Raw genomic sequence first — 26516 nt, 5'->3', positions numbered from 1 at the left:
ATAATCATGTCAAGTAATGATCAACAAGCAAAACTTCTGGAATTACTAAATAGCGAACCTGCAAATCATTTAGCGGAAAAAATAGCCCCATTATTATATTTACAGCGTTTTGACAATATAGTTGATTTATTATCTTTATTATCTGACCTCGTAGATATTATGGATACGGGGACGGTAGAAAAATTAGCAAATAGTTTTGAGGATACTTTAACGCCAGTGTGGGAATTAGGTACCGCTTATAACATGGCAAAGATGGAAGCCAAATATTCAGATAAAACACATAATTTTCGTTCTGTTTATAGTTTATTAAAAGATCCCGATACATTACGTGGAATAAGTACCGTTTTACGAACTTTACAAATTGTTGGTTCTCGATTGAATAAGACCCAGGAGGGGTAATATTTCGGAGGTGGTATGATTTTAGATAAATTGTATTCTTTTGATACTCGTGTGATACATAATTATTACGATCCTATCAAAAATTTAGGTTCACTAACTGCACCTATTTACCAGACATCAACTTATGTTTTTGACAGTGTAGAAGAAGGCGCTGCCTGCTTTAGTGGTGAATCGAATGGTTATATTTATACTCGTATCAACAACCCAACCTTGAGTCTTTTAGAAAAACGAATTGCAGATTTAGAGGAAGGGGAAGCTGGAATTGTATTTTCTTCTGGCATGGGAGCGATAACATCAACACTTTGGACGTTATTGAGCCCAGGTGATGAATTGTTGGTGGATATGACCGTATATGGTTGTACTTATGCATTTTTTCATCATGGTTTAGCACGCTTTGGTGTGAAGGTTCGCCATATTGATATGAGTGCACCAGAGAATATTGCTCGCGAATTAACCGATAAAACACGCATTATATTTTTTGAATCACCAGCGAATCCAAATATGCGTTTGGTAGATATTAAAACGGTAAGCGATATAGTTCATCAATACCGACAAGCTCACCAACAGGAAATATTCACGGTAGTAGATAATACCTATTGTACGCCTTATATTCAAAAGCCATTAGAATTAGGGGCTGATATCGTTATTCATTCATTGACAAAATATATGAATGGTCACGGTGATGTAATGGCGGGGGCTGTTGTGACGACAGAAGCCTTAGCGAAACAAATTAGATTGGTAGGGCTCAAGGATATGACAGGGGCTTGTTTATCTCCTCATGATGCAAATCTTGTGTTACGAGGAATGAAAACCCTCCCTGTTCGTATGGAGCGTATTGTAGAAAGCACGCAAATAGTGGCCGAGTATTTAGAATCACATCCTCATGTTGCTCAAGTGATGTATCCTGGGTTACCTAGTTTTGCCCAATATGAGCTGGCTCAAAGGCAAATGAGATTATTTGGGGGAATGATTGCGTTTGAACTTAAAGGTGGACTTGAGGCTGGTAAGCAATTTCTGAACCGTTTAAATTTATTTGCTCGAGCGGTTAGTTTGGGAGATTGTGAATCCCTTGCTCAGCACCCTGCAAGTATGACTCATTCAACTTATACCGCTGAAGAACGGCAACAGTACGGGATTAGTGATGGGTTAATTCGCTTATCAATTGGGCTCGAGAGTACGAGAGATTTGATTGAAGATCTTAAACAAGCGTTAGCATAATGAAAAAAAGCCCAATATCATTGTGATATTGGGCTCTGTATTACGAATACGAACGGTTATTTGGTTTGAAATTTACGCATAATGAAGAAGGTCACGCTGAGTATCGCGACCCACGCAAACCCAACTAGCAGCGCCACTTGTGTATCTTTAAAAAAGCCGAGCAATGCAATAACGAATACCATAAAGGCGATAGTAATCGCAGGCCCTACAGGCCAGAATGGCACAGGGAACTTCAGTTTTTTAACCTCTTCTTTGCTCATTTGACGGCGCATAGCGACTTGGGATAGTAGTATCATCAACCAAACCCAGACGGTTGCGAATGTCGCAATCGAAGCAATAATGACAAAGATTTTCTCTGGTAGCAGGTAGTTCAGGTACACACCTAATAACATCACGACAGACATCACTAAAACAGTGACCCAAGGCACACCGTTTTTCGTCAGCTTAGTAAAAACTTGTGGCGCCTGTTTGTCTTGTGCCATGCCATACATCATGCGGCCTGCGCCAAAAATATCACTATTAATTGCAGAAATTGCTGCTGTGATAACCACAACGTTCAAAATATTTGCGGCGGATGCGATATTTAAACTGGAGAAAATTTGGACAAATGGGCTACCATTTTGACCAATTTGGTTCCATGGATAGATACACATCAGGATAAATAACGTTAACCCATAGAATAATAAGATGCGAAGAGGCACCGCATTAATGGCTTTCGGGATGGTTTTTTCTGGGTTTTGCGCTTCGCTGGCTGTGATCCCAATCACCTCAATTCCACCAAAAGCAAACATAACAATGGCAAGAGAAGCAATCACCCCCGAAATACCATTTGGCATAAAACCGCCATGTTCCCACAAGTTTTGGATGCCTACAGCATGGTCAGTTTCTTGGCCAAAGCCGTAAAACATCAAGAAGGTTCCACCGATAATCATCGCAATGATTGCAGAAACTTTCACTATGGATAGCCAGAACTCCATTTCACCGAAGATTTTGACGTGGCATAAATTTAGCGCACCGATAAATAATACAATGCTTAATACCCATATCCATTGATCAACATCTGGGAACCAAAAGCCCATATACATCCCAAAAGCGGTGATATCTGCTAAGCAAACAACCAGCATTTCAAAGACATAATTCCAACCCGTTAAAAAGCCTGCGAGGGGGCCCATATAATGGCTAGCGTAGTGCGAGAAAGAACCAGGGACAGGATGATGAACGGCCATTTCGCCTAAAGCGCGCATGACCATAAATACGGCAGCACCGCCAACCATATAGGCCAGCAGAACTGCAGGACCCGCAGCTTGAATTGCGGATGCGGAACCATAGAATAAACCAGTCCCAATCGCAGACCCTAAAGCCATAAAGCGAATGTGCCTGACACTCAGTCCCTTTCTGAGTTGGTTTGTTTGACTACTTTGCATGTCTTTTCCTGTCTTTTCTTAGGAGATATCGTTCCGAATGTAATTTCGGTATTGTTTATTAAGTTGGACGTACATTATTGAACCCAAGATGGCTACATTATCACAAACTCCCTTGTTCGTGAGATAGATATCTGCAATATAATGTCCACTTAGTTAACTAATTTAGGAGTGATATGAAATACCCAATTAATGAAATCTTCCAAACATTGCAGGGAGAGGGGGTTTTTACAGGTGTTCCAGCAGTTTTTATTCGTTTACAAGGCTGCCCAGTAGGGTGTAGCTGGTGTGATACCAAGCAAACGTGGGAAAAAGAACAAGACAAACAAACCACCCTTGGTGATATCGTATTAAAGACGCTTGATTCAGATACATGGGCTATGGCTGATAGCGACGAATTGATTCAATTGATGAAAACGAAGGGGTTTACAGCAAAGCATATTGTGATTACAGGGGGAGAACCTTGTATTTATGATTTAACGCCACTAACGGAGTCATTAGAACAAAGCGGGTATCAATGCCAGATTGAAACCAGCGGAACTTACCCTATTCAATGCACAGAAAAAACATGGGTAACGGTTTCACCAAAAGTGGGTATGAAAGGTGGGCTTAAAGTTTTGGCTCAGGCAGTTAACCGAGCAAATGAGGTTAAACATCCTGTTGCACGGGAAAAAGATATTGAGGCTCTAGAAGCTATTTTAGCGCTGCGTACATCAGTTAACCCGCCAATTGTTGCATTGCAACCGATCAGCCAAAAAACAGCAGCCACAAAATTGTGTATTGATATGTGTATTCAACGAAATTGGCGTTTATCCATTCAAACACATAAGTATTTAAATATTCAATAATTGAAACCCCAGCCATAAAAAGTGATATGGCTGGGGCAAAACCACTCTACATAATGGTATTATTTAAGCTTCCCCGCGATAAACACAGCCCGCAGTACAGGTTTCTTTCACGGTGACCGCGCTGAGTAATGGCAAATGGGGTTTCGTTTGTTGCCAAATCCACTGTGCTAAAACTTCACTTGTTGGGTTCTCTAAGCCTGCAATATCATTCAAGTAATGGTGGTCTAGTTGTTCCCAAATCGGTTTGAATATCCCTTTGACCTCAGAAAAATCAATGATCCAGCCACTGTGTGCATCGACTTCACCCGTGATTTCCAAACGCACCATGAAAGAATGCCCATGAAGGCGTCCACACTTATGCCCCTCAGGAACGTGGGGTAATTTGTGTGCAGCTTCGAAGGTGAAATCTTTATAGATAGTTGTGCTCATTAGTGGCTCCTTAGTGTTAATAAACAGCGTATTGTACTGTATTTTTAGAGCAGATTGTCGTTATTTGCCAAATTATCGCTAACCTGTTTTATCCATATGATCCATCTGGTAATTGATTTAGGCTTTTTAGTTATGATTTATGGCTATCGTTTCTTATCCCGTTATTGACGGTTGTTATAACCTAATCGTATACCCTGCATATTGGAGGTAACTCGGCATTTTTTGCTTTGCTACCTGAATTATTTAGGGAAACGATTGAGCGATAGGTTTTAGAACTTTTCCGAGCGAGTGGCTGAACAAATTTGCCCATTTCACTCGATTGTAAGACAAACTCAACGATGAGCGACACTGGGGTTACAGGATAATGACAAAAAAACAGCCGCCATTAACATTGCTGCCAATATCAACTGAGCAATTAGCGCGTTTACAAACTGCGGTCGACGATTTTTCATCTCATCAGCTTGCATGGCTGTCGGGGTATTTATGGGGAATGGTAAACCAAACGGCAGCCACGGATGTGTCTGTGAATGCCCCTGCTGCGGCTCAAGAAACCGTGACAATTATTTCTGCATCGCAAACGGGGAATGCCCGCCGTTTATCGGAACAGCTTAGGGAGCGTTTAGTTGGTGAAAAAATTAATGTCCATTTAGTAAACGCGGGCGACTATAAGTTTAAGCAAATTAACCAAGAAAAAGTGTTGGTTATTGTGGCATCGACTCAAGGAGAAGGGGAGCCAGCAGAAGAGGCGGTTGCGCTTTACAAGTACCTGTTCTCGAAAAAAGCTCCTGATTTATCCCAAACGCAATACGCGGTATTTGCACTGGGCGATTCTTCTTATGAAAAATTTTGCCAAGCAGGCAAAGATTTTGATTCACAACTAGCCTTGTTGGGTGCGAAATCATTATTTGAGCGTATTGATGCGGATGTGGAATACCAATCCATTGCCGATGAATGGGTCGAAAATTTAACCCGTATTTTAAAAGCGCGTGTACCCGCACAAAGCGACAGTCAGTTGTTGTCTGCACAAGCGGGAAGTATGAATGAAATTCACACTTCCCCGTACAGTAAAACCGCGCCATTAACGGCATCGCTGCTCAGTAACCAGAAACTCACCAGCCGAGATTCACAAAAAGACGTGCGGCACATTGAAATTGATTTAGGAGATTCAGGCCTGCGTTATCAACCAGGGGATGCGTTAGGTGTGTGGTTCGATAATGACCCTGCTTTAGTTGATGAGCTGGTGGCATTACTGTGGCTAAAGGGCGACGAAGACGTCTTTATTGGGACTCAACGCCACTCTTTACGTGATGCATTAATTTACCAATTAGAGTTAACGCAAAATACCCCAGTGATTGTGGAAAAATACGCTCAACTTTCTAAAGACGATGCATTGTTATCGCTGATCAGTGATAAGCAAGCCATTTTGCATTACGCACAAAATACGCCAATTGTGGACATGGTGCGCCAAGCGGCATCTCAGCCAAGTGCACAAGAGTTTATTGATTTGCTGCGCCCATTAACGCCTCGTTTATACTCCATTTCATCGTCTCAGTCAGAGGCTGAAGACGAAGTTCATGTCACGGTAGGGGTGGTGCGCTATGACATTGATGGTCGCTTGCGTACTGGGGGCGCATCGGGTTTTTTAGCTGACAGACTCAATGAAGGTGATGAGCTACGTATTTTCATTGAACACAATGATAATTTCCGTTTACCTGCGAACCCAGAAACGCCTGTCATTATGATTGGCCCAGGAACGGGGATTGCTCCATTCCGTGCTTTCTTACAACAACGAGATAACGACGGCGCAACGGGGAAAAACTGGTTGTTTTTTGGTAACCCCCATTTTGTCGATGATTTTTTGTATCAAGTGGAATGGCAGCGCTATGTGAAAGAGGGCTTATTAACGCAAATTTCTTTGGCTTGGTCGCGCGATCAACAACAAAAAATCTATGTACAGGACAAGTTGCGTGAACAAGGGGAAGCGGTGTGGCAATGGCTGCAAGAAGGCGCACATATTTACGTCTGTGGTGATGCAAACCGTATGGCGAAAGATGTTGAACAGGCTTTATTGGATATCATCGGTCAATACGGCAACATGGACATTGAGGCTGCCGATGAATTTTTAAGTGAGCTGCGCGTAATGCGCCGTTATCAGAGGGATGTTTATTAATGAGCAATGAACAGCAACAAAAACCCTTAATCGTCGAAGGCAAGTTAGCCGATAGCGAACGTATGAAGCAAGACAGTAACTATTTGCGCGGTACCATTAAGGAGGACTTAAAAAATGGCTTAACAGGTGGCTTTGATGGGGACAATTTTTTATTAATCCGCTTTCATGGCATGTACCAGCAGGATGATCGTGATATTCGCGCTGAGCGAGCTGAGCAAAAATTAGAGCCTCGCCACGCAATGATGTTGCGCTGTCGCTTACCTGGGGGAATTATCACGCCAAAACAATGGCTTGATATTGATAAATTTGCCTCAGAACACACATTATATGGCAGTGTGCGCATTACAAATCGTCAGACGTTTCAGTTTCATGGCATCCTTAAAGGGGATGTAAAACCTGCCCACCAAATGTTAAGCCATGTTGGCTTGGATGCACTCGCTACGGCAAACGATGTTAACCGTAATGTGTTATGTACATCTAACCCTGTGCAATCAGAATTACATCAGCAAGCGTATGAATGGGCAAAGAAAATTTCTGAGCATCTGCTGCCTCGCACCAGTGCTTACGCCGAAATCTGGCTAGATAAAGAAAAAGTAGTGACCACGGATGAAGAGCCGATTTTAGGCCAAACTTACCTACCACGAAAATTTAAAACCTCAGTCGTCATTCCGCCATTGAACGATGTGGATTTACACGCTAATGACATGAACTTTGTGGCGATTGCTGAAGATGGTGAGTTGATTGGTTTTAATGTGTTAGTGGGCGGCGGGTTAGCAATGACTCACGGGGATACCGCAACATTTCCACGTTTAGCCAGTGAATTTGGTTTTATTCCATTAGACAAAACATTGGCAGTTGCGGAAGCGATTGTCACCACACAGCGTGATTGGGGGAACCGTACTGAGCGTAAAAATGCCAAAACGAAATACACCTTAGAACGCGTGGGTGTTGACACTTTTAAAGCTGAGGTTGAAAAGCGTGCAGGCGTGAATTTTGAGCCGATCCGCCATTATGAATTTACCGAACGCGGTGACAAGATTGGCTGGCTTAAAGGGATAGATGATCGTTGGCACTTAACATTATTTATTGAAAATGGTCGATTAATTGATTTAGCAGATAGGCCGTTGAAAACGGGTGTTGCAGAAATAGCACGTATCCACCAAGGGGATTTTCGCTTAACGGCTAACCAAAATCTCATCGTAGCGGGTGTGCCCGAAAGTGAAAAAGCGACTATTGAAGCCATTGCGAGAGCCCATGGGTTAATGAGCGATGTCATTACACCACAGCGTGAAAATTCCATGGCCTGTGTTTCCTTTCCGACATGCCCTCTGGCAATGGCGGAAGCCGAACGCTTTTTACCCGAGTTTACGACCCATGTTGAGAATATTATGGCAGCACACCATGTGGCAGATGAGCACATCGTTTTGCGTATCACAGGTTGCCCAAATGGATGTGGAAGAGCGATGCTGGCGGAAGTCGGGTTAGTGGGGAAAGCGTTAGATAGGTATAACTTACACCTTGGTGGCAACCGCATTGGGACTCGTATTCCTCGTATGTATCGTGAAAATATTAGCAGCGCAGAAATTTTATCCATCCTTGATGATCTTATTGGCGATTGGGCGAAAAACCGCTTAGCACAAGAGGGGTTTGGTGATTTTCTGATCCGTACTGAGGTTGTGAAGCCTGTGCTAAATTCTGCTGTGGATTTCTATGAGGTTAAGGAGGCGGTATGAGCCGACTTCAGCTTGCAGACGTTATTGGGTTAGATAAAGAGCAGCAAACGGAGTATTTGTCTGAGTTTAATACTCAATTGGAAAATAAGACTGCGCAGCTGCGCATTGAATGGGCAGTTGAAAATTTACCCATACAATTTGTATTGTCATCCAGTTTTGGTATTCAAGCGGCACTTACCTTACATATGGTGACGCAAGTATTACCTGAAATCCCTGTAATATTGACGGATACAGGTTATCTTTTTCCTGAAACCTATCAATTTATTGAGCAATTAACGGAAAGATTACACCTGAATTTACAGGTTTATCGCGCGAAACAAACACCCGCTTGGCAAGAAGCAATTCATGGGCAGCTTTGGACGCAAGGTATTGAAGGGATAGAACATTATAACCAATTGAACAAAGTGGAGCCCATGGAAAGAGCTTTACATGAACTACAGGCGCAGAGCTGGTTTTCAGGGTTAAGGCGAGAGCAATCTGCAAGCCGTGCAAATTTATCTGTGCTTGGCATAGGCAAAGGGATTTTTAAAATTCTACCCGTGATTGATTGGAATAATAAGCAAGTCTATGAATACCTAACAAAGCATAACTTGCCTTACCATCCGTTGTGGGAGAAGGGATATTTATCTGTTGGGGATACTCATACAACCCGCAAATGGGAAGCGGGCATGAATGAGGAAGATACGCGTTTCTTTGGCCTAAAGAGGGAGTGTGGGCTTCATGAAAACTAAATACTCGTCATCCCCGTCATATTTCAAACTGCAGCGTTGTTGTCTGCGCTCAGCTACCTTAGTCACATACTTGTGTATGTTCCTAGCGACTCATTTACTTATCGCCTAGGGACAACATGAATTATTTAGAGTATTAGTTATTTGTAACCCAAGCTATAGTTTTAGTTTAGAGTCTAAATAGTGATGGATTTAATAAAATATTTGTTTAATTACAAAGGGATGTTTATATCTAAAAAATAGATATTCCTTAATTTTTATAAATTTACTTTCAAAATAAAGTTTAAGTTAAGTTTTGTCTATTTGGTGTTTTTGGTCTCTATTTGTTGCTAATTAATGAGTATTTGGCTTATTCCTTTCTGTTACAAGTCATATTTTTTTAGCATTTCAAACCTTAACTTTTACGCCATATAGTCAATTTTATGTTTCATATAATTTGTTTGTATAACGATGGGTGAGCAAGATGGATTATTTACCGTTATTTGTCGATGTACGTACGCGCAAAGTGGTGTTAATTGGCGGCGGTGTAGTGGCCGCGCGCAAGGCCGAATTGCTCATCAAAGCACAGGCTAAGCTTGTGGTGATCTCCCCGTCGTTATGTCCTCAATTACAAACACAGCATCAGCAAGGCCACTTTGAGTGGTTGGCACAAGAGTACCTTTCTTCGCTGTTGGATGATGCTTTTTTAGTGATTGCAGCAACGGATGACGCGCTCCTCAATGAAACCGTGTTTTACGATGCCAATGAGCGCAAAATTTTTGTCAACGTGGTTGATGACCAGCCGCTGTGTTCGTTTATCGTGCCTTCGATTATCGACCGCTCGCCTGTGATTGTGGCGATATCTTCTGGTGGAACCGCCCCTGTGTTGGCGCGTTTACTTAGAGAAAAATTGGAAACCATGCTGCCATTATCGTTAGGCAAGATGGCCGAAATCGCAGGGCGTTGGCGCGGTAAAGTCAAAGAGACGTTGAGTAATATGCGAGAAAGAAAGCGTTTCTGGGAAAAAAGTTTTAGTGGGCGCTTTGCCTCTTTGGTGGAAAAAGGCCAGTTAAGCGAAGCGGAACAACAGCTTGAACGCCAGCTTTATGAGCAAGATAACCGTGGAGAATTGGTTTTAGTCGGTGCAGGCCCCGGTGATGCAGGACTGCTTACATTAAAAGGGCTGAGAGTATTACAAAGCGCGGAAGTGGTTTTATACGACCATTTGGTGAGCGAGGAGATCCTCGAATTAGTACGCCGTGATGCTGACAAAATTTGTGTGGGTAAACGAGCGGGCAATCACAGTGTTTCTCAAGAAGAAACCAATGAAATGATCGTGAAATTTGCTCAGCAAGGTAAAAAAGTGGTGAGATTAAAAGGCGGCGATCCGTTTGTTTTCGGTCGTGGCGGTGAGGAATTACAAGTTGCCGCAAAAGCAGGGATCCCTTTCCAAGTGGTGCCAGGTGTAACCGCTGCAATCGGCGCGACGGCTTATGCAGGAATTCCTCTCACTCACCGAGAACACTCGCAAAGCATCACGTTTATTACTGGACATTGCCGTGAAAATGGCGCGGATCTGGATTGGCAGGCATTGGCTCGCGGTCAGCAAACATTAGCGATTTATATGGGCACCGTAAAGGCGGCCAATATCAGTGAGCAATTGATTAAATTTGGTCGCGCGAGTGACACCCCTGTCGCCGTTGTGGGGAGTGGGACACGACGAGACCAAAAAGTGGTAACAGGTCAATTGCATGACCTCGAGGCACTTGCCCAACAAGCACCCGCACCTGCATTGATTGTGATTGGCGAGGTTACAGCATTACACAATGAGCTCGCATGGTTTGGTTCGCAAACAGAAGATATCCGCTGGCGTAGCGCTGTGCTGGAACTGGCTTAATGATGGAGATTGTCGTGAACGAGAAAAAATTGACCCACTTGCAGCAGTTAGAGGCTGAAAGTATTCATATTATTCGTGAAGTTGCCGCTGAGTTCGCAAACCCTGTGATGCTGTATTCCATCGGTAAAGACTCTTCTGTGATGTTGCATTTAGCGCGCAAAGCTTTCTATCCTGGGAAATTACCTTTTCCATTGTTACATGTGGATACAGGGTGGAAATTCCGCGAAATGTATGAGTTTCGTGATGCTACCGCACAAAAATACGGTTTTGAATTATTGATTCACCGTAACCCTGAAGGGGAAAAGTTGGGAATTAACCCCTTTGTACATGGCAGTGCAAAGCACACGGATATCATGAAAACGGAAGGATTGAAACAAGCACTTGATAAATACGGTTTTGATGCGGCTTTTGGTGGCGCGCGGCGTGACGAAGAAAAATCCCGAGCAAAAGAGCGGATCTACTCATTTAGAGACCGATCTCATCGTTGGGATCCAAAAAACCAGCGCCCTGAACTTTGGCACAATTATAACAGTCAGATCAACAAGGGGGAAAGTATTCGCGTATTCCCACTTTCGAATTGGACAGAGTTGGATATTTGGCAGTATATCTACTTGGAGAATATCGATATTGTTCCGCTGTATTTTGCGAAAGAGCGCCCGGTGATCCAGCGAAATGGTACTTTGCTAATGGTGGATGATGACCGAATTGATTTAAAAGTCGGAGAGGTGATCAGTCAACAGCAAGTACGTTTTCGAACGTTAGGCTGCTGGCCGCTAACTGGCGCGGTTGAGTCTCAAGCCCAAACATTGCCTGAAATCATTGAAGAAATGTTGATTTCGACCACGAGTGAGCGACAAGGGCGGTTAATCGATAGTGACCAGTCTGCATCTATGGAGCTTAAAAAGCGCCAAGGTTACTTTTAATTCGCAAGATAAGGAGCAAATTATGGCACAAGCCGTTTATAACGAATCAATCGCGCTGCAAATTGAGCAGCAAGGTGGCGTGGAACCTTACTTACTTGCGCAACAGCAAAAAGGACTTTTGCGTTTTTTAACCTGTGGCAATGTGGATGATGGGAAAAGTACATTAATTGGTCGTTTATTGCACGATACTCGCCAAATTTACCAAGATCAGCTCACAACACTGCAAAGCGATAGTAAGCGAATGGGCACCCAAGGGGAAAAGCTTGATCTCGCCCTGTTGGTGGATGGCCTTGCTGCGGAACGTGAGCAAGGGATCACCATCGATGTGGCATATCGCTATTTTTCGACAGAAAAGCGCAAATTTATCATCGCAGATACCCCAGGACATGAGCAATATACCCGCAATATGGCGACAGGTGCATCAACTTGCTCACTTTCTATTTTGTTGATCGATGCTCGAAAAGGCGTGCAAGAGCAAACTCGCCGCCACAGTTTTATTAGTACATTGCTGGGGATCCGTCATTTAATTGTTGCGGTGAATAAGATGGATCTGGTGGAGTACAGTGAAGCTGTATTCGACAAAATTAAACAGGATTACCAACAGTTTGCTACTGAATTACCCGTCGAGCTGAATGTTTGGTTTGTACCGATTTCAGCCCTTGATGGTGACAATATTGTTAACCCGAGTGAGCAACTACCTTGGTATCAAGGGGAAACGTTATTGTCTATTTTAGAAAATGTGCAGGTTGAGCAAAAAGCCTCAGAGCAAGCGTTGCGTTTTCCTGTGCAATATGTGAATAGACCCAATTTAGATTTTCGTGGTTACAGCGGCACACTGTCGTCAGGCATTGTTCAAGTTGGACAAGCAATTAAAGTGCTGCCATCGGGGGCAACGGCCAAAATTAAGGAAATAGTGACATTTTCGGGCTTACAGGATTTCGCCGTACCTGGTGAAGCCATCACGTTGGTGTTGGATGATGAAATCGATATTAGCCGCGGCGATTTGATTGTCGCAGAAAACGAAAACTTGCAAACCACGCAACATGCGTCGATTGATGTGGTGTGGATGGCGGAACAACCCCTTGTTCAAGGCCAGCAATTAGATATTAAAATTGCAGGAAAACGCAGCCGAGGGAAAGTTGAAAATATTCAATATCAAGTGGATGTGAATAACCTCACACAAAAAGTGGCAACGGAATTACCGTTAAATGGCATTGGTTTAGTGGAGTTTTCATTTGATGAGCCATTATTATTGGAAAACTACCAACGCAATGCGGACACGGGGGGCATGATTTTTATCGACAGGCTGACGAATGTGACTGTGGGGGCTGGACTCGTGCGAGAAGCACAGGAGCCAATTTTTGAGTCAACGGGGGAATTTAGTGAATTTGAAATTGAGCTTAACCAGCTGATTCGCCGGCATTTTCCTCATTGGGGGGCTCGGGACGTACTGGGTGGAAAATAAACCAATGACTCAAGATAACAATATTGTATGGCATCAACATGTGGTCACGCGCCCTTTACGGGAAAGTAATAATGGTCATAAAGGGGCCGTCTTGTGGTTTACTGGGCTCTCTGGGTCGGGTAAATCGACACTCGCGGGCGCCATTGAACACCAGCTGGCCTCGATTGGCGTGAAAACCTATTTATTGGATGGCGATAATATTCGCCATGGGTTATGTCGTGACCTTGGTTTTAGTGAGGCTGACAGGCAAGAAAATATTCGGCGAGTGGGTGAAGTTGCTAAACTAATGGTGGATGCGGGGTTAGTTGTAGCAACGGCGTTTATTTCGCCTTTTCAATCGGATCGGCAAAGTGTTCGTGAATTATTCGAACCAAACCAATTTTTTGAGTTATACGTTGATACGCCAGTGTATGTGTGTGAACAACGTGACCCGAAAGGGTTATATCAACAAGCACGAGAAGGGAAAATTAAACAGTTTACAGGGATTGACTCCCCTTATGAAACACCCTTAAGCCCTGAATTACGGCTTGACGGGCAGCAACCTATCTCCGATTCTCTTTCTCATATTATTGCGCTATTACTGCGCAATAATATCATTCAAATGGATTATTAATGCCACTTAGCTATTATCTTAAATCACAGATCTTGATCTTTAGTGATAAAATAAGGTGATAGTTAAGGGGTACAAATCCGATTTATTCTGACTTTTTAATATAATTTTTTGTCACAGTAGCGCGATTCGCTGAGTTATGGGATGATTAGCACATCATTTCAGGGGGCAAGATGGGTAAATTAACGCTACTATTAATCGCGATATTAGCATGGTTGCAGTATTCCTTATGGTTAGGCAAGAATGGCATACATGATTATGTCCAAGTTAAAGACGATGTTGCCGCACAGGAAATTGTTAACTCGCGCTTGAAAATGCGTAATGAACAATTATTTGCTGAAATTAATGACCTCAATGATGGTCAAGATGCAATTGAAGAACGTGCGCGTAGCGAGCTTGGTATGATTAAACCAGGTGAGTCTTTCTATCGCATGGTAAAAGAAAGCAGCAACCAGAAATCTGCTCAATAATATGAAACCTAAAACAATGAGCCCATTTGCCTGATAATTTCTGATGTAAGAACCAAATAATGACAAATCCAAGTGTTGCCCCACAAATTGTTGCACTGATCCCTGCAGCAGGTATTGGCAGTCGTATGAATGCTGATTGCCCTAAGCAGTATTTACCCGTCGCGGGCAAAACGATTATCGAACATACTATTGATGCATTGTTAGCGAATAATACCGTCAATACGGTGGTGATCGCACTTAGCGCAGATGATGATTATTTCCAGCAGCTTGATATTGCGAAAGACCCTAGGGTGACGGTAGTCACGGGTGGAAAAGAGCGTGCCGATTCTGTTTTGGCAGGGCTTAATTACCTTACATCACAACCCGATTATCATGATTGTTGGGTACTGGTGCATGATGCGGCAAGGCCTTGCCTCCACCAACAAGATCTCAACAACATTATTCAATTAGCAACGGAACAAGGTTGCTGTGGTGGTATTCTTGCCGCCCCTGTGCGTGACACAATGAAACGTAGTGTAAAAACCTCAGTATTCATTGACCACACGGTTGAACGTGAGGCGCTATGGCACGCATTGACCCCTCAATTTTTTCCGTTGGAACTCTTACGGAACTGTCTAAGTAAAGCCTTGAAAGAGAACGCCGTGATCACCGATGAAGCCTCAGCACTTGAGTATTGTGGCTATCAACCTGTTCTCGTGGCAGGCCGAGCGGATAACTTAAAAGTGACGCAGCCTGAAGACCTCGCGCTGGCGGAGTTTTATCTTTCAAGAATGAATAACTAAGGAAAAACAATGAGAATCGGACACGGTTTTGACGTACACAAATTTGGTGGCGAAGGCCCTATCGTAATTGGCGGCGTGCGTATTCCCTACGAGCAAGGTTTGCTGGCTCATTCAGATGGTGATGTGGTGTTACATGCGTTAACGGACGCTATTTTAGGCGCTGCGGCATTGGGGGATATCGGAAAATTATTCCCCGATACTGACCCTGCATTTAAAGGGGCGGATAGCCGTGTTTTATTAAGGGAAGCCTTTTGCCACGTGCGTGCTAAAGGCTATCGTATTGGTAATATCGATATCACCATTATGGCGCAAGCCCCGAAAATGCTGCCTCATATTCCACAAATGCGTGTGAATATTGCTGAAGACTTAGAATGTCATATGGATGACGTGAATGCAAAAGCGACAACAACAGAGCAATTAGGTTTTGTGGGTCGTAAAGAAGGCATCGCGTGTGCCGCCGTTGTCCTTTTAGTGAAAGATAATAGTAATGAAAGCAATGAATGTTCAGTACCTGCATGGTAAACCTCTTTCTTCAGGGACATTAAAAAGTATTCCTGAAGATTTTATTGTTAAAGAAGATCTAGGCTTCGAGTTAGATGGCGAAGGCGAGCACGTGATGGTGCGCGTGGAAAAAACAGGCTGCAATACGCTGTTTGTGGCAGAGCAACTTGCCAAATTTGCCAAAATTTCAGCCCGTGTTGTTAGCTATGCAGGTTTAAAAGATAGACATGCGGTGACCGAACAGTGGTTTTGTTTGCAAATGCCAGGCAAAGACACACCTGATTTCTCAGCGTGGCAATTAGAGGGTTGCCGCGTGCTTGCTGTGACGCGACAAAAGCGTAAATTACGTATTGGTTCCCTGAAAGGAAATCAATTTGAAATCACGCTGCGTGATATTTCTAATGCCAATGATGTTGAGCAGCGTATGCAAAAAATCGCCACTTCGGGTGTGCCAAACTACTTTGGTGAGCAGCGTTTTGGGCGTGATGGACAAAATTTAACACAAGCTTTGCGCTGGGCTAACCAAGAAATTCAAGTTCGCGAACGCAATAAACGCAGTTTTTATTTGTCTGCGGCACGCAGTGCGATGTTTAATCATGTGGCGAGCGAGCGAATTGCCCAAGGAATCCAGCAGCAAGTGCTGTTAGGTGATGCCTTGCAATTAACGGGGCGTGGTAGTTGGTTTGTGGCAACACAAGAAGAACTTCCATCATTGCAAAGCCGTTTGCTATCATCAGAGTTGAGTGTCACCGCACCTTTACCTGGAGATGGTGAGTTAGGTACACAAGATGACGCACTGGCATTCGAAACGGCATGTTTAACAGAATATCAAGCCGTTATCCCACTGATGCAACGCGAACGCGTTTCTCCAGTTAGGCGTGCGATTATTGCTAAACCGCAAAATTTTTCATGGCAATGGTTAGATGATTCGACAGTAAAATTGGCGTTTTTCTTGAACTCAGGTTGTTTTGCTACTAGCGTGGTACGAGAAATTATTAATCAGAATGGGCAGGATAATGTCGATGCTAAAGATTTTATTGAGTAATGACGATGGTGTAAATGCTCCAGGAATTCAAACGCTTGCGGCAGCGCTACGCCAATATTATCATGTTCAAGTAATTGCGCCTGATCGTAATCGCAGTGGTGCGTCTAATGCACTTACATTAGATAGACCGCTAAAAATTCAAACGTTAAGTAACGGCGATCTTTCTGTCCAAGAAGGAACGCCGACTGACTGTGTCTATATTGGCGTGAATAAAGTCGTTCGTCCGCGCCCTGATATTGTGGTATCGGGGATTAACTGTGGCCCTAATTTGGGTGATGACGTGATTTATTCAGGTACGGTGGCAGCAGCAACGGAAGGCCGTCATTTAGGGTTGCCGTCGATTGCCGTTTCGCTAGATGGTGAAATCCATTATGAAACGGCGGCAAAAGTGACTTGTGATATTCTCTCGATGTTACAAAAGAACCCATTACGAGCAGGAAATATCTTGAATATCAATGTACCTGATATCCCTTATGAAAAAATTAAGGGTATCAAAGTCACGCGTTGTGGTAGCCGCCACGCGGCATCGGAAGTGTATAATCTTGAAGACCCTAAAGGAAATATGCTGTACTGGTTAGGGCCTGTCGGGGAAATTCGCGATGCAGGGCCAGGGACAGACTTTGAAGCCGTTCAAAATGGTTATGTTTCCATTACGCCATTACAGGTCGACTTAACGGCGTATAAAGCGCACACATTGGTCGAAGAGTGGTTGGAAAAATCAGGAGTGACAGTAAAATGAAAACAGGGCTCATGAAAGAACTTTTGGCACAGTTACGCCAACAGGGAATTCACGATGAGCGCCTATTGGATGCTATTTCACAGGTTCCTCGTGAACGGTTTGTGGACGAAGCGCTCTCACATAAAGCCTACGATAATATCCCGTTACCAATTGGTCATGGGCAAACTATTTCACAGCCGTATATTGTGGCAAAAATGACGGCGTTATTGTCGTTAGCACCGAATGATAATGTGCTGGAAATCGGTACAGGTTCGGGGTACCAAACTGCGGTATTGGCGCATCTTGCACACCATGTGTTCTCGGTTGAGCGTGTTAAAAGTCTGCAATGGACAGCTAAACGTCGGCTTAAACAGCTGGATCTGCATAATGTGTCTACTCGCCATGGTGACGGCTGGGAAGGGTGGCAATCCAAAGGCCCATTTGATGCCATTATTGTTACAGCAGCACCAACAGAAATTCCGACTCTGTTGTTAGGACAATTAAAAGATGGTGGTCGAATGGTATTACCTGTTGGGGATAAAGAGCAATCCCTGAAGTTAATTACTCGACGGGGAAATGATTATCATGCAAACGTCATTGAAAAAGTACGTTTTGTGCCTCTTATTGCGGGTGAACTGCTTTAATTTATTTGCAATGGTATTTCTGCATTATAAAACGGATTGATTTTTTATAATGATGTTAAATAAAATGCCATTGCAAAAGTTTTACTAACTCAAATAGAAGTAAAACCATTCCAAATATGATATTTTACCCATCTAAAATTGAATCAGTGGCTTAAACTATTAAGTCATAATCTCAAATTGTTATCTTTTTGATATATTTAACTTGTTCACTATTTTGTATTTCTGCTTTAATAAGTGAAATATTTTATGGTAACTCTATTACTGACATAAAACTGAATTGTCGCGTCAGATTTTTCTTCACGGGAGAAGAAGCATGAAAATTGTTAGCCCTATAAGCAGAATTCGATGGGCAGTCATCTTTTCATTTAGCGGAGCGCTATTGGCAGGGTGTTCTACGCCATATCATCCAGCAGCACCTATTTCGAGTGTGAATGATAGCCAATCGCGTCAGCCAGTGGCTCAAAGGACAACATCTACTGCGTCAAACAGCACAGGGATGAGTACGGCAATGCCATCATCACGTCCAAACTTATCGAGTAATACGAATAATCAGCCGATAAACCGTACGTCAACGCCTGTAAATACAAGCAGCGATGGTCGTATTGTTTATAACCGTGATTATGGCAGTATTCCAAAAGGCAGTTATAGTGGGAATAGTTATACTGTTCAGCGTGGCGATACGTTATTTTATATCGCGTATATAACGGGTAATGATTTCCGCGAGTTAGCATCGAAAAACAATATACCTGAACCATACAGCTTAAATGTCGGTCAGGTAATTAATATTGGTAATACAAATGTGAACTCGAGCACGCAATTGGCGTCAAATTCATCAAATAGTCATCAGCAACCAGTTGATCTCCGAACAACTAATGAGTATCCTGCAAACAGTGGTGGTCAAACTTCGGGTAAGATGTTGCCGAATAATAGAAAACCTGCAACGCAAGTTTCTACAACAACGAATACGACTACTGCATCAACTGCTTCTACAGCAGCAAGTGGCACAAATAATTCGTCAATAAAATGGCGTTGGCCAGCAGAAGGGAAAATGATTGAAGGTTTCTCTGATGCCCAAGGCGGGAACAAAGGGGTGGATATTGCTGGTTCTCGAGGTCAATCTGTGCTCGCTTCTGCGCCAGGAAAAGTCGTTTACGCAGGTAATGCTTTGCGTGGATATGGAAATCTAATAATTATAAAACATAACGATGACTACTTGAGTGCTTACGCACACAACGATACGTTGCTTGTGCGCGATCAACAGGATGTAACTGAAGGTCAGAAAATAGCTACTATGGGTAGTACTGGTACAAGTTCAGTTAGACTACACTTTGAAATTCGTTACAAGGGAAAATCAGTAAACCCGTTGCGTTATTTACCGCAACGATAAACTGGGCAGAATGCTTTGACATTCTGTCCGCATTATCTAGGGTAGGAGTCACTGATGAGCCAAAGTTCGCTGAAAGTTAACGAGTTATATAATGACCTTGACGAAAGCAATTTAGACGACGCTTTTGATGAGAGTCAGTTTAAAGAAGAAGATCTGGTTTCTGAACAGGATGAAGAAATGGATTTACTCCAGAACACGAGTCAACGTGTTCTGGATGCTACCCAAATCTATCTAAGTGAAATTGGATTTTCACCACTCCTCACAGCAGAAGAAGAAGTTTTCTATGCTAGACGTGCACTGCGTGGCGATGTAGCTTCACGCCAGCGCATGATAGAAAGTAACCTTCGCTTAGTTGTGAAAATATCTCGCCGTTATAATAACCGAGGCCTTGCTTTACTCGATCTGATTGAAGAGGGTAACCTTGGGTTGATTCGTGCTGTTGAAAAATTTGATCCAGAAAAAGGATTCCGTTTTTCGACGTATGCGACGTGGTGGATCCGTCAAACGATTGAACGCGCCATTATGAATCAAACTCGCACCATCCGCCTTCCTATTCATATCGTAAAAGAACTCAATATCTATCTTCGTACTGCACGTGAATTAGCCCAAAAATTGGACCATGAGCCAAGCCCTGAAGAGATCGCTGAACAGCTAGATAAACCTGTTGAAGACGTCAGCCGTATGTTGCGTTTAAATGAACGAATTACATCTGTTGACACTCCAATTGCAGGGGACTCAGAGAAATCTTTGCTTGAGGTATTGTCTGATGATAATGATTCAGGCCCAGAAAATACAATTCAAGACAACGACTTAAAAGATAATATTGTTAAGTGGTTATATGAATTGAACCCAAAACAAAGGGAGGTTTTAGCACGTCGTTTTGGGCTTTTAGGTTATGAAGCAGAAACTCTTGAAGAGGTTGGGCGCGAAATTGGGCTCACTCGTGAACGAGTTCGTCAGATTCAGGTGGAAGGTTTAAGACGGTTAAAAGATATTTTACATGGCGAAGAACTGACATTAGAGTCGCTATTCAATATGTAGAGTGTTAATGAGATAAAAGATAAATAAGAATCCCTATAAGTGAAAGTTTATAGGGATTTTTTTATGACTAGACATAGCGTTAATTAATGGGAACACCGCTATGAAATTTAAAATCATTATCAGGCGTTGAAATTAATTCAGCTTCAATGATTCCAAAATAATTAACACGCTCAGTAATATCTTGTTTACTAATTAACTGAGCTAACTGCAAATAGTCTTGGTAATGTCGAGCTTCTGAGCGTAATAATGAAATATAAAAATTAGCCAGTTGTTCATCTAAATAAGGCGCTAATTTTGCAAACCGTTCACAAGAACGTGCTTCAATATAAGCACCAATAATCAGCTTATCGACTAAGGTTTTTGGATCGTGCGGATCGATATGGCTAAATAATCCTTTGGCATAACGGCCTGCAGTGATGCCATCATAAGGAATATTACGCTCGTGCATGATTTCCAACACTTGGTAAAAATGATGTAACTCTTCCTTGATGAGCAGCACCATTTTATCGATTAAATTTTGGCTATAAGGTGATTGTTTACGCGCCAGTATCTGTTTGGAAATCTGGTTTTTATTTCTTAAAGTGTGAACATCACCAATTCTATCGTAAGCAAAAGCCTCATAGGGTTTAAACCATTCGAGTAACGTAGCCGCACTGTCTTTATCCACGGCATATTTACGGATTAAAAATAGAGCACTTTGCGCGGCTTTTAACTCACACAATAAGTGGTCTTTAAGGATAATCGGTAAGTTTTCAGGCTGACTCGCTTTTTGCACCCATTCATCTGGGGTTTCACACTGTAAAAATTGCCGAATTGGTGCGAGTAACACCGCATACTCATCCATGTTAGTTATTCATATCCTTTAAACGATAAATCCAATCAAGGGCTTGGCGAGGTGTCAGCTTATCTGGGTCAATGCCATCCAGTGTGGTTAACACTGGAGAGGGTTCCGCCTCTTCTGTTGTTAAGAAACTCAGTTGTGCGCTATCGACATGACTCGCATTGGCATTATTCGAGATAATCTCTAGCTCTTTTAGTTTTTGCTTGGCGCGTTTAATCACCTCTTTAGGCACACCTGCTAACGACGCAACGGCAAGGCCATAGCTTTTACTGGCTGCACCTTCTTGAACATTGTGCATAAAGGCGATGGTATCACCGTGCTCAATGGCATCAAGATGGATATTTACGGCGCCTTCCAGTTTTTCAGGTAAGGTTGTCAGTTCAAAATAATGGGTTGCGAACAATGTCATTGCTTTGATTTTATTGACTAAGTTTTCAGCACAAGCCCATGCAAGAGAAAGCCCGTCATACGTTGAGGTACCACGACCGATCTCATCCATCAAGACCAAGCTGTGTTCGGTTGCATTATGCAAAATATTGGCTGTTTCAGTCATTTCCACCATGAATGTTGAACGACCAGAAGCAAGATCATCCGAGGCACCTACACGAGTAAAAATACGATCAATTGGGCCAATAACCGCTTTGCTAGCGGGCACAAAGCTACCGATATAGGCAAGCAAGGTAATCAGCGCAGTTTGACGCATATAGGTACTTTTACCGCCCATGTTTGGCCCTGTAATGATCAACAAACGGCGCTGTGGAGATAATGAAAGCGGGTTGGAAATAAACGGCTCACTTAATACTTGTTCAACGACTGGATGGCGGCCTTCTGTAATCTGAATACCTGCTTTTTCAGTGAGTTGTGGGCAGGCATAACCTAATGTTTCTGCGCGTTCAGCAAGGTTGGCTAAGACATCGAGTTCTGATAATGCCTCTGCACTGGTTTGTAACGCAGCAAGGTGTGGAAGTAGCATATCAAACAGTTCGTCATATAGCGCTTTTTCGATGGCTAATGCTTTCCCTTTAGAGGTTAGAACCTTATCTTCATACTCTTTGAGCTCAGGAATAATGTAGCGTTCAGCATTTTTTAAGGTTTGGCGACGTACATAGTGAATTGGCGTGAGATGACTTTGGCCGCGGCTGACTTGGATATAATAACCATGAACCGCGTTATAACCAACTTTTAAGGTGTCGATACCTAATTTTTCGCGCTCGCGAATTTCTAATCGGTCGAGGTAATCTGTCGCGCCATCGGCCAAAGCACGCCATTCATCGAGTTCGCTATTGTAACCAGGGGCAATCACACCACCGTCACGTACTAATACAGGGGGAGCATCGATAATTGCGGTTTCCAATAAACTTTGCAGTTCATCAAATTGCCCAATTCGGCTTTGTAGTTCTTTTAAATACGGGCTACTGGATTGGCTAAGAATTTGATGTATATCGCTATATTGCTGGAATGCATAACGCATACGAGTTAAATCACGTGGTCGCGCAGAACGCAGTGCAAGGCGAGCAAGAACGCGTTCTAAGTCACCAATTTGGCGTAAAAACGGTTGTAATTCAAAACCGTGTTCCTGCAAAGCGCTAATTGCTTGCTGGCGGTTATTCAATACTTGGATATTACGCAGTGGGGTATGTAACCAGCGTTTTAGCATGCGGCTACCCATTGGTGTTACGCACATGTCTAAAATAGAGGCGAGTGTATTTTCAGTGCCACCCGCAAGGTTTTGGGTGATTTCTAGATTACGGCGTGTTGCCGCATCCAAAATGACATTATCATTTTGTTTTTCCATCACAATGCTGCGAATATGTGGTAGCGAAGTGCGTTGGGTATCTTTGACATACTGCAGCAAACAACCTGCAGCACGTAGGGCTTTATGGGCATTCTCTACGCCAAAACCGATTAAATCTTTGGTGCCAAATTGCAATCCAAGCTGTTGTTTTGCCGTATCCAGTTCATATTCCCATAATGGACGGCGACGTAAGCCTTTATTATGTTCAATCAAGGACATACTGGCGAAATCTTCTGGGTACAAAAGCTCTGCAGGGCGCGTACGCTGTAACTCGGCTTGCAGGGTTTCTTCATCAGAAATTTCGCTGATAATAAAGCGGCCTGACGTGATGTCTAGTGTGGCAAAGCCGTAGCCTTGAGCATCTTGCCATACTGCGGCGAGTAGATTGTCTTGGCGTTCATTTAATAATGCTTCATCGGTGATGGTGCCTGGTGTGACAATGCGTACCACTTGGCGCTCAACGGGGCCTTTACTGGTCGCTGGGTCGCCAATTTGTTCGCAAATCGCGACAGATTCGCCCATTTGCACCAGTTTGGCGAGGTAACCTTCGGCAGCATGGTGTGGTACACCCGCCATCGGAATGGGTTGACCCGCAGATTGCCCGCGTTTTGTTAGGGAGATATCCAGTAATTGTGAGGCTTTTTTAGCATCATCAAAGAACAGTTCGTAAAAGTCCCCCATACGATAAAACAGCAGTATGTCTGAATGTTGTGCTTTTAGTTTTAAATACTGCTGCATCATTGGTGTGTGGGATTCGAAGCTTTGCTTATCAGTCATAGTGTTGTCTGTTCTAGCGTATTGAGTTAACGAAGTTCTGTGAGCGAGTTTAACGTTCACTAAAGGGTATAAAATACCACAGATCCCATCAAATGAGAGTAGGCAAACGTGTTACGCATGGATTTATCTATGGTATTACGCCAAAGTGATAGAGGGCAACTTGAGTTTGGTGATAAAGAGTCTGAAATGTGTCGTTGTCTATTTAGACATTTATGACTCGCGTGCTATTCTTGCTAGAGTTTACTGTTCTAAATTTACATACTGATCAAATTAGCGTCATTAATATTAAACCACGATGATAAAATGCACTATTGCCCGTTTGAAGTGAGGCTACAATGAAAAAGAATGAATTAATTCAAGCAACAAAACCGACACGTATTCAAATTATTCGTGCAGTGACAACGTCTACAGCGATTGAAATAGGGCAGGAGCCTCGTCGTCTTGAGGAAGAATTGAAAACGAAACGTGAAAAGTTTGGACATTTGAAATTAGCAATTTAATTTGTTTTTAAGGCTTCGTTAATCCAATATTTCATTGGTTCATAATTAAGGTTTATCCCTGCATGGATTGCAGCAATATATTGCTCAGGATGACAGAACCAACTTTCATAATTTAGTGTTTGTAAGCCATTTTGTACGGCCATCACATCAGCGAGTAAGCGCGATAAGCGCCCATTTCCTTCCCTAAACGGATGAATCAGAATCAATTCCACATGCACTGTTGCAATAGCTTCTATGGTTTGCTCACGGCTCATATTTGTACATGGCGTATATTTCTTTAGGTACTCTTTCTCGAATTGTTCGAGTAACTTTGCAACACGACCCGCAGGGGCAAACATAAAGCCACCCTTGTTAATATTCACCGTGCGTAACTGACCTGCCCACTCGTAAACATTCCCTAGCCATTGGTGGTGCCAGCGCTGGATAAGTGATACGGTGATTTGTTCTGTTGGAAATTGTTCTTCGAAAATGACTTGATACAGTTTTTCTAACAGGACTATCTCTGCATCATTGATATCATCAATGCTTGAAAGTCTTAGCTTATTCGCCAATACCTCATAATCAGAATCTATGGTAAATTTCCCTTCATTATTAGATACCTCGTATTTGTTCATCTTATATTTTCCATTCTTCAGATTGTTAGGTTAAATGGAACTAGAATTAATTATAAAGCAAATGATTAGCTTTGATTGGCGTGCTACGCATGGATTTATCTATGGTATTACGCCAAAGTGATAGAGGGCAACTTGAGTTTGGTGATAAAGAGTCTGAAATGTGTGGGCATTACTTGTTTGTGTGCGAAAATAAGTTTAACGACGTTGAGCAGGTGAAAAAACGCCCCTTAATTTAAGAGGCGTTTTTGAGTTATTGCATCGATTTTTTCAGCTTTTCAACTTGTTCGGCGGTAACGGGCTTGCCTTGACCACCCCATTCAGCACGTGCCCATGAAAGCAAATCGGCGATTTCTTGAGGGTCCAAATCGTCGGCAAAACTTGGCATGGCGTACATGCGTTGCCCATTGGGGAATGTGGTCGTCGGGATACCTGTTAATACTACGCTGATAAAGGTTTCAGGGCTATCCATGGCTAAAATAGCATTGCCTTTTAAAGCCGGAATACCATTCGGTACGCCTTCACCTGTAATGCCGTGGCAACCCGCACAAGTGGACATATACATCAAGCGACCCGTTTCCATTGTTGCGCTAATATCCGCGGTAGGTTGGGGACTGGCTTCTGGTAATGGAGCAGGTGGTGCTTTAGCGCCTAACACCTTTCCTTGCTTGTCCGTCATTAAGTAAATCGCCATGTCATCCACATCGCTTTTCTTCATTTGGCTGGTGGAAAAATGCGTCACGGTACTCATATCGGCAAAGGCTGAGCCTTGAGGGGCATTACCTGTCAGTAAAAACTGGCTCAAAGACGCAGTGTCATAGCCATGTTTAGATAACGCTTGTGCGGTGATATCTGGAATTGCAAGACCCGCTTCTTCCCCCCCTTGTAATGAGCGAGAAAATTCTACGCCCATCATCAGGTTACGTGGTGAATGGCAGGCTCCGCAGTGGGCGAGACCTTCCACAATATATGCACCTCGGTTCCATTGCTCAGAGCGTTGTGGATCGTGTGGGGCATTTTGTTTCGGAAAATTAAGTAGCGTCCAAAAGTTCATAAACGGGCGAACAGGTAAAACAAATACGCCTGTATTCTCTTTGTTGGCCACGGCCATTGGCGGCAAGGTCATCACATACGCATACAGTGCATCAATATCTTCTGAGGTTGTCATATGTGTGAAAACAAACGGCATTGCAGGGTAGAGGTTGCCCCTTTCTTTGCCAATGCCATCTTTAAGCGCGCGATGGAAATCGGCACGCGTATAGTTACCGATACCGAATTGTTTATCAGGGGTGATATTAGTGGAATAAATGGTACCAAACGGTGTTCCGATAGCCCGTCCACCAGCGGCTAGAGGCCCCTCAGGTAAAGAGTGGCAACCAAAACAATCCCCTGCAATAGCCAGTTCTTGCCCGCGAGGTATTAACCTTGCGACTTCTTCCGAGGTGAGTGGTTTGTCTAAGTCAGGGCCAATGCTGGAGGTACGAAATGCACCAAACAGGATTGAAAGCATCAGTGCAGCAAATAGTACAATGATGATATAGAGCGTTTTACGTATGGAACGAGAGTTAGTCATCGTCGTTCTCC

Annotated in this window: 26 protein-coding genes; 20 read left to right on the top strand and 6 right to left on the bottom strand. The window is 43.2% G+C overall.

Features of this window, described 5'->3' with window-relative positions; all coding sequences use genetic code 11:
• The first annotated feature begins 6 nt into the window (after positions 1 to 6).
• A complete protein-coding gene (locus M1F05_RS16300) occupies positions 7 to 399 on the top strand; it encodes a hypothetical protein (RefSeq protein ID WP_206086874.1) in 393 nt (130 codons plus the stop codon).
• A gap of 15 nt (positions 400 to 414) precedes the next feature.
• A complete protein-coding gene (megL, locus tag M1F05_RS16295; protein WP_206086873.1) occupies positions 415 to 1617 on the top strand; it encodes a methionine gamma-lyase in 1203 nt (400 codons plus the stop codon).
• 56 nt (positions 1618 to 1673) lie between these two features.
• On the opposite strand, the gene M1F05_RS16290 is transcribed toward megL, so the two are convergent.
• Positions 1674 to 3041, bottom strand: coding sequence for an amino acid permease (locus tag M1F05_RS16290; RefSeq protein ID WP_206086872.1), 1368 nt, complete (start codon positions 3039 to 3041; stop codon positions 1674 to 1676).
• A gap of 173 nt (positions 3042 to 3214) precedes the next feature.
• Between M1F05_RS16290 and queE the strand changes: the two genes are divergently transcribed.
• The gene (queE, locus tag M1F05_RS16285; protein WP_206086871.1) at positions 3215 to 3886 is read left to right on the top strand and encodes a 7-carboxy-7-deazaguanine synthase QueE; all 672 of its coding nucleotides are present in this window, start codon (positions 3215 to 3217) and stop codon (positions 3884 to 3886) included.
• Positions 3887 to 3949: 63 nt separating this feature from the next.
• Here queE and queD read toward each other — a convergent pair whose 3' ends face one another.
• On the bottom strand, positions 3950 to 4315 hold the full coding sequence (gene queD / locus M1F05_RS16280) for a 6-carboxytetrahydropterin synthase QueD (RefSeq protein WP_206086870.1): 366 nt from the start codon (positions 4313 to 4315) through the stop codon (positions 3950 to 3952).
• A gap of 364 nt (positions 4316 to 4679) precedes the next feature.
• On the opposite strand from queD, the gene cysJ reads away from it, so the two are divergent.
• The 15 genes from cysJ (at position 4680) to rpoS (ending at position 20408) form a co-directional block, all read left to right on the top strand.
• Complete coding sequence (gene cysJ / locus M1F05_RS16275; protein ID WP_206086869.1) at positions 4680 to 6485, top strand: NADPH-dependent assimilatory sulfite reductase flavoprotein subunit; 1806 nt, start codon at positions 4680 to 4682, stop codon at positions 6483 to 6485.
• Positions 6485 to 8218, top strand: a complete 1734-nt coding sequence (gene cysI, locus M1F05_RS16270) for an assimilatory sulfite reductase (NADPH) hemoprotein subunit (RefSeq protein WP_206086868.1) — start codon at positions 6485 to 6487, stop codon at positions 8216 to 8218. Before cysJ ends, cysI begins: the two co-directional genes overlap by 1 nt.
• Positions 8215 to 8949: a phosphoadenylyl-sulfate reductase gene (locus tag M1F05_RS16265; RefSeq protein ID WP_206086867.1), complete on the top strand. Its 735-nt coding sequence runs from the start codon at positions 8215 to 8217 to the stop codon at positions 8947 to 8949. Before cysI ends, M1F05_RS16265 begins: the two co-directional genes overlap by 4 nt.
• Positions 8950 to 9409: 460 nt before the next feature.
• Positions 9410 to 10822 carry a siroheme synthase CysG gene (gene cysG / locus M1F05_RS16260; RefSeq protein ID WP_206086866.1) on the top strand — a complete coding sequence of 471 codons (1413 nt, stop codon included), beginning with the start codon at positions 9410 to 9412 and terminating at the stop codon, positions 10820 to 10822.
• A gap of 14 nt (positions 10823 to 10836) precedes the next feature.
• Entirely contained in the window at positions 10837 to 11745 is a 909-nt protein-coding gene (gene cysD, locus M1F05_RS16255) for a sulfate adenylyltransferase subunit CysD (protein WP_206086865.1), read from the top strand.
• Positions 11746 to 11767: 22 nt separating this feature from the next.
• Positions 11768 to 13210 (top strand): sulfate adenylyltransferase subunit CysN, encoded by a 1443-nt coding sequence (cysN, locus tag M1F05_RS16250; RefSeq protein ID WP_206086864.1) that lies wholly within the window; start codon positions 11768 to 11770, stop codon positions 13208 to 13210.
• 4 nt (positions 13211 to 13214) lie between these two features.
• Positions 13215 to 13823, top strand: a complete 609-nt coding sequence (gene cysC, locus M1F05_RS16245; RefSeq protein WP_206086879.1) for an adenylyl-sulfate kinase — start codon at positions 13215 to 13217, stop codon at positions 13821 to 13823.
• A 170-nt stretch (positions 13824 to 13993) separates the two neighbouring features.
• Positions 13994 to 14290, top strand: a complete 297-nt coding sequence (gene ftsB, locus M1F05_RS16240) for a cell division protein FtsB (protein ID WP_047757167.1) — start codon at positions 13994 to 13996, stop codon at positions 14288 to 14290.
• 59 nt (positions 14291 to 14349) lie between these two features.
• Positions 14350 to 15072 carry a 2-C-methyl-D-erythritol 4-phosphate cytidylyltransferase gene (gene ispD, locus M1F05_RS16235; protein ID WP_206086863.1) on the top strand — a complete coding sequence of 241 codons (723 nt, stop codon included), beginning with the start codon at positions 14350 to 14352 and terminating at the stop codon, positions 15070 to 15072.
• A 9-nt stretch (positions 15073 to 15081) separates the two neighbouring features.
• Positions 15082 to 15594 (top strand): 2-C-methyl-D-erythritol 2,4-cyclodiphosphate synthase, encoded by a 513-nt coding sequence (gene ispF / locus M1F05_RS16230; protein ID WP_206086862.1) that lies wholly within the window; start codon positions 15082 to 15084, stop codon positions 15592 to 15594.
• Complete coding sequence (truD, locus tag M1F05_RS16225; protein ID WP_206086861.1) at positions 15560 to 16618, top strand: tRNA pseudouridine(13) synthase TruD; 1059 nt, start codon at positions 15560 to 15562, stop codon at positions 16616 to 16618. The genes ispF and truD overlap by 35 nt, the downstream gene beginning before the upstream one ends.
• The gene (surE, locus tag M1F05_RS16220; protein WP_206086860.1) at positions 16596 to 17357 is read left to right on the top strand and encodes a 5'/3'-nucleotidase SurE; all 762 of its coding nucleotides are present in this window, start codon (positions 16596 to 16598) and stop codon (positions 17355 to 17357) included. Before truD ends, surE begins: the two co-directional genes overlap by 23 nt.
• Positions 17354 to 17980, top strand: coding sequence for a protein-L-isoaspartate(D-aspartate) O-methyltransferase (locus M1F05_RS16215; protein ID WP_206086859.1), 627 nt, complete (start codon positions 17354 to 17356; stop codon positions 17978 to 17980). Before surE ends, M1F05_RS16215 begins: the two co-directional genes overlap by 4 nt.
• Positions 17981 to 18293: 313 nt before the next feature.
• Positions 18294 to 19367 (top strand): murein hydrolase activator NlpD, encoded by a 1074-nt coding sequence (gene nlpD / locus M1F05_RS16210; protein WP_206086858.1) that lies wholly within the window; start codon positions 18294 to 18296, stop codon positions 19365 to 19367.
• 54 nt (positions 19368 to 19421) lie between these two features.
• A complete protein-coding gene (gene rpoS, locus M1F05_RS16205; protein WP_206086857.1) occupies positions 19422 to 20408 on the top strand; it encodes an RNA polymerase sigma factor RpoS in 987 nt (328 codons plus the stop codon).
• A 79-nt stretch (positions 20409 to 20487) separates the two neighbouring features.
• On the opposite strand, the gene miaE is transcribed toward rpoS, so the two are convergent.
• Both miaE and mutS read right to left on the bottom strand, forming a co-directional pair.
• Entirely contained in the window at positions 20488 to 21252 is a 765-nt protein-coding gene (gene miaE, locus M1F05_RS16200) for a tRNA isopentenyl-2-thiomethyl-A-37 hydroxylase MiaE (RefSeq protein ID WP_206086856.1), read from the bottom strand.
• Between the two features lies 1 nt (position 21253).
• Complete coding sequence (gene mutS, locus M1F05_RS16195) at positions 21254 to 23821, bottom strand: DNA mismatch repair protein MutS (protein WP_206086855.1); 2568 nt, start codon at positions 23819 to 23821, stop codon at positions 21254 to 21256.
• A gap of 335 nt (positions 23822 to 24156) precedes the next feature.
• Here mutS and M1F05_RS16190 point away from each other — a divergent pair, with 335 nt between their 5' ends.
• Positions 24157 to 24321 (top strand): hypothetical protein, encoded by a 165-nt coding sequence (locus M1F05_RS16190; protein ID WP_206086854.1) that lies wholly within the window; start codon positions 24157 to 24159, stop codon positions 24319 to 24321.
• Here the strand turns inward: M1F05_RS16190 and M1F05_RS16185 are convergent.
• Positions 24318 to 24935, bottom strand: a complete 618-nt coding sequence (locus tag M1F05_RS16185) for a Fic/DOC family protein (protein WP_318825893.1) — start codon at positions 24933 to 24935, stop codon at positions 24318 to 24320. The genes M1F05_RS16190 and M1F05_RS16185 overlap by 4 nt on opposite strands.
• Positions 24936 to 25024: 89 nt before the next feature.
• Between M1F05_RS16185 and M1F05_RS16180 the strand changes: the two genes are divergently transcribed.
• Positions 25025 to 25171: a hypothetical protein gene (locus tag M1F05_RS16180; RefSeq protein ID WP_206086852.1), complete on the top strand. Its 147-nt coding sequence runs from the start codon at positions 25025 to 25027 to the stop codon at positions 25169 to 25171.
• Positions 25172 to 25185: 14 nt separating this feature from the next.
• Here M1F05_RS16180 and M1F05_RS16175 read toward each other — a convergent pair whose 3' ends face one another.
• Complete coding sequence (locus M1F05_RS16175; RefSeq protein WP_272516297.1) at positions 25186 to 26505, bottom strand: cytochrome c; 1320 nt, start codon at positions 26503 to 26505, stop codon at positions 25186 to 25188.
• Positions 26506 to 26516 lie beyond the last annotated feature (11 nt).

The organism is Providencia sp. PROV252 (assembly GCF_033676005.1).
Classification (GTDB): domain Bacteria; phylum Pseudomonadota; class Gammaproteobacteria; order Enterobacterales; family Enterobacteriaceae; genus Providencia; species Providencia vermicola.
Note: the sequence above shows the minus strand (reverse complement) of the source record. Positions and strands in the feature narration are given on the sequence as shown.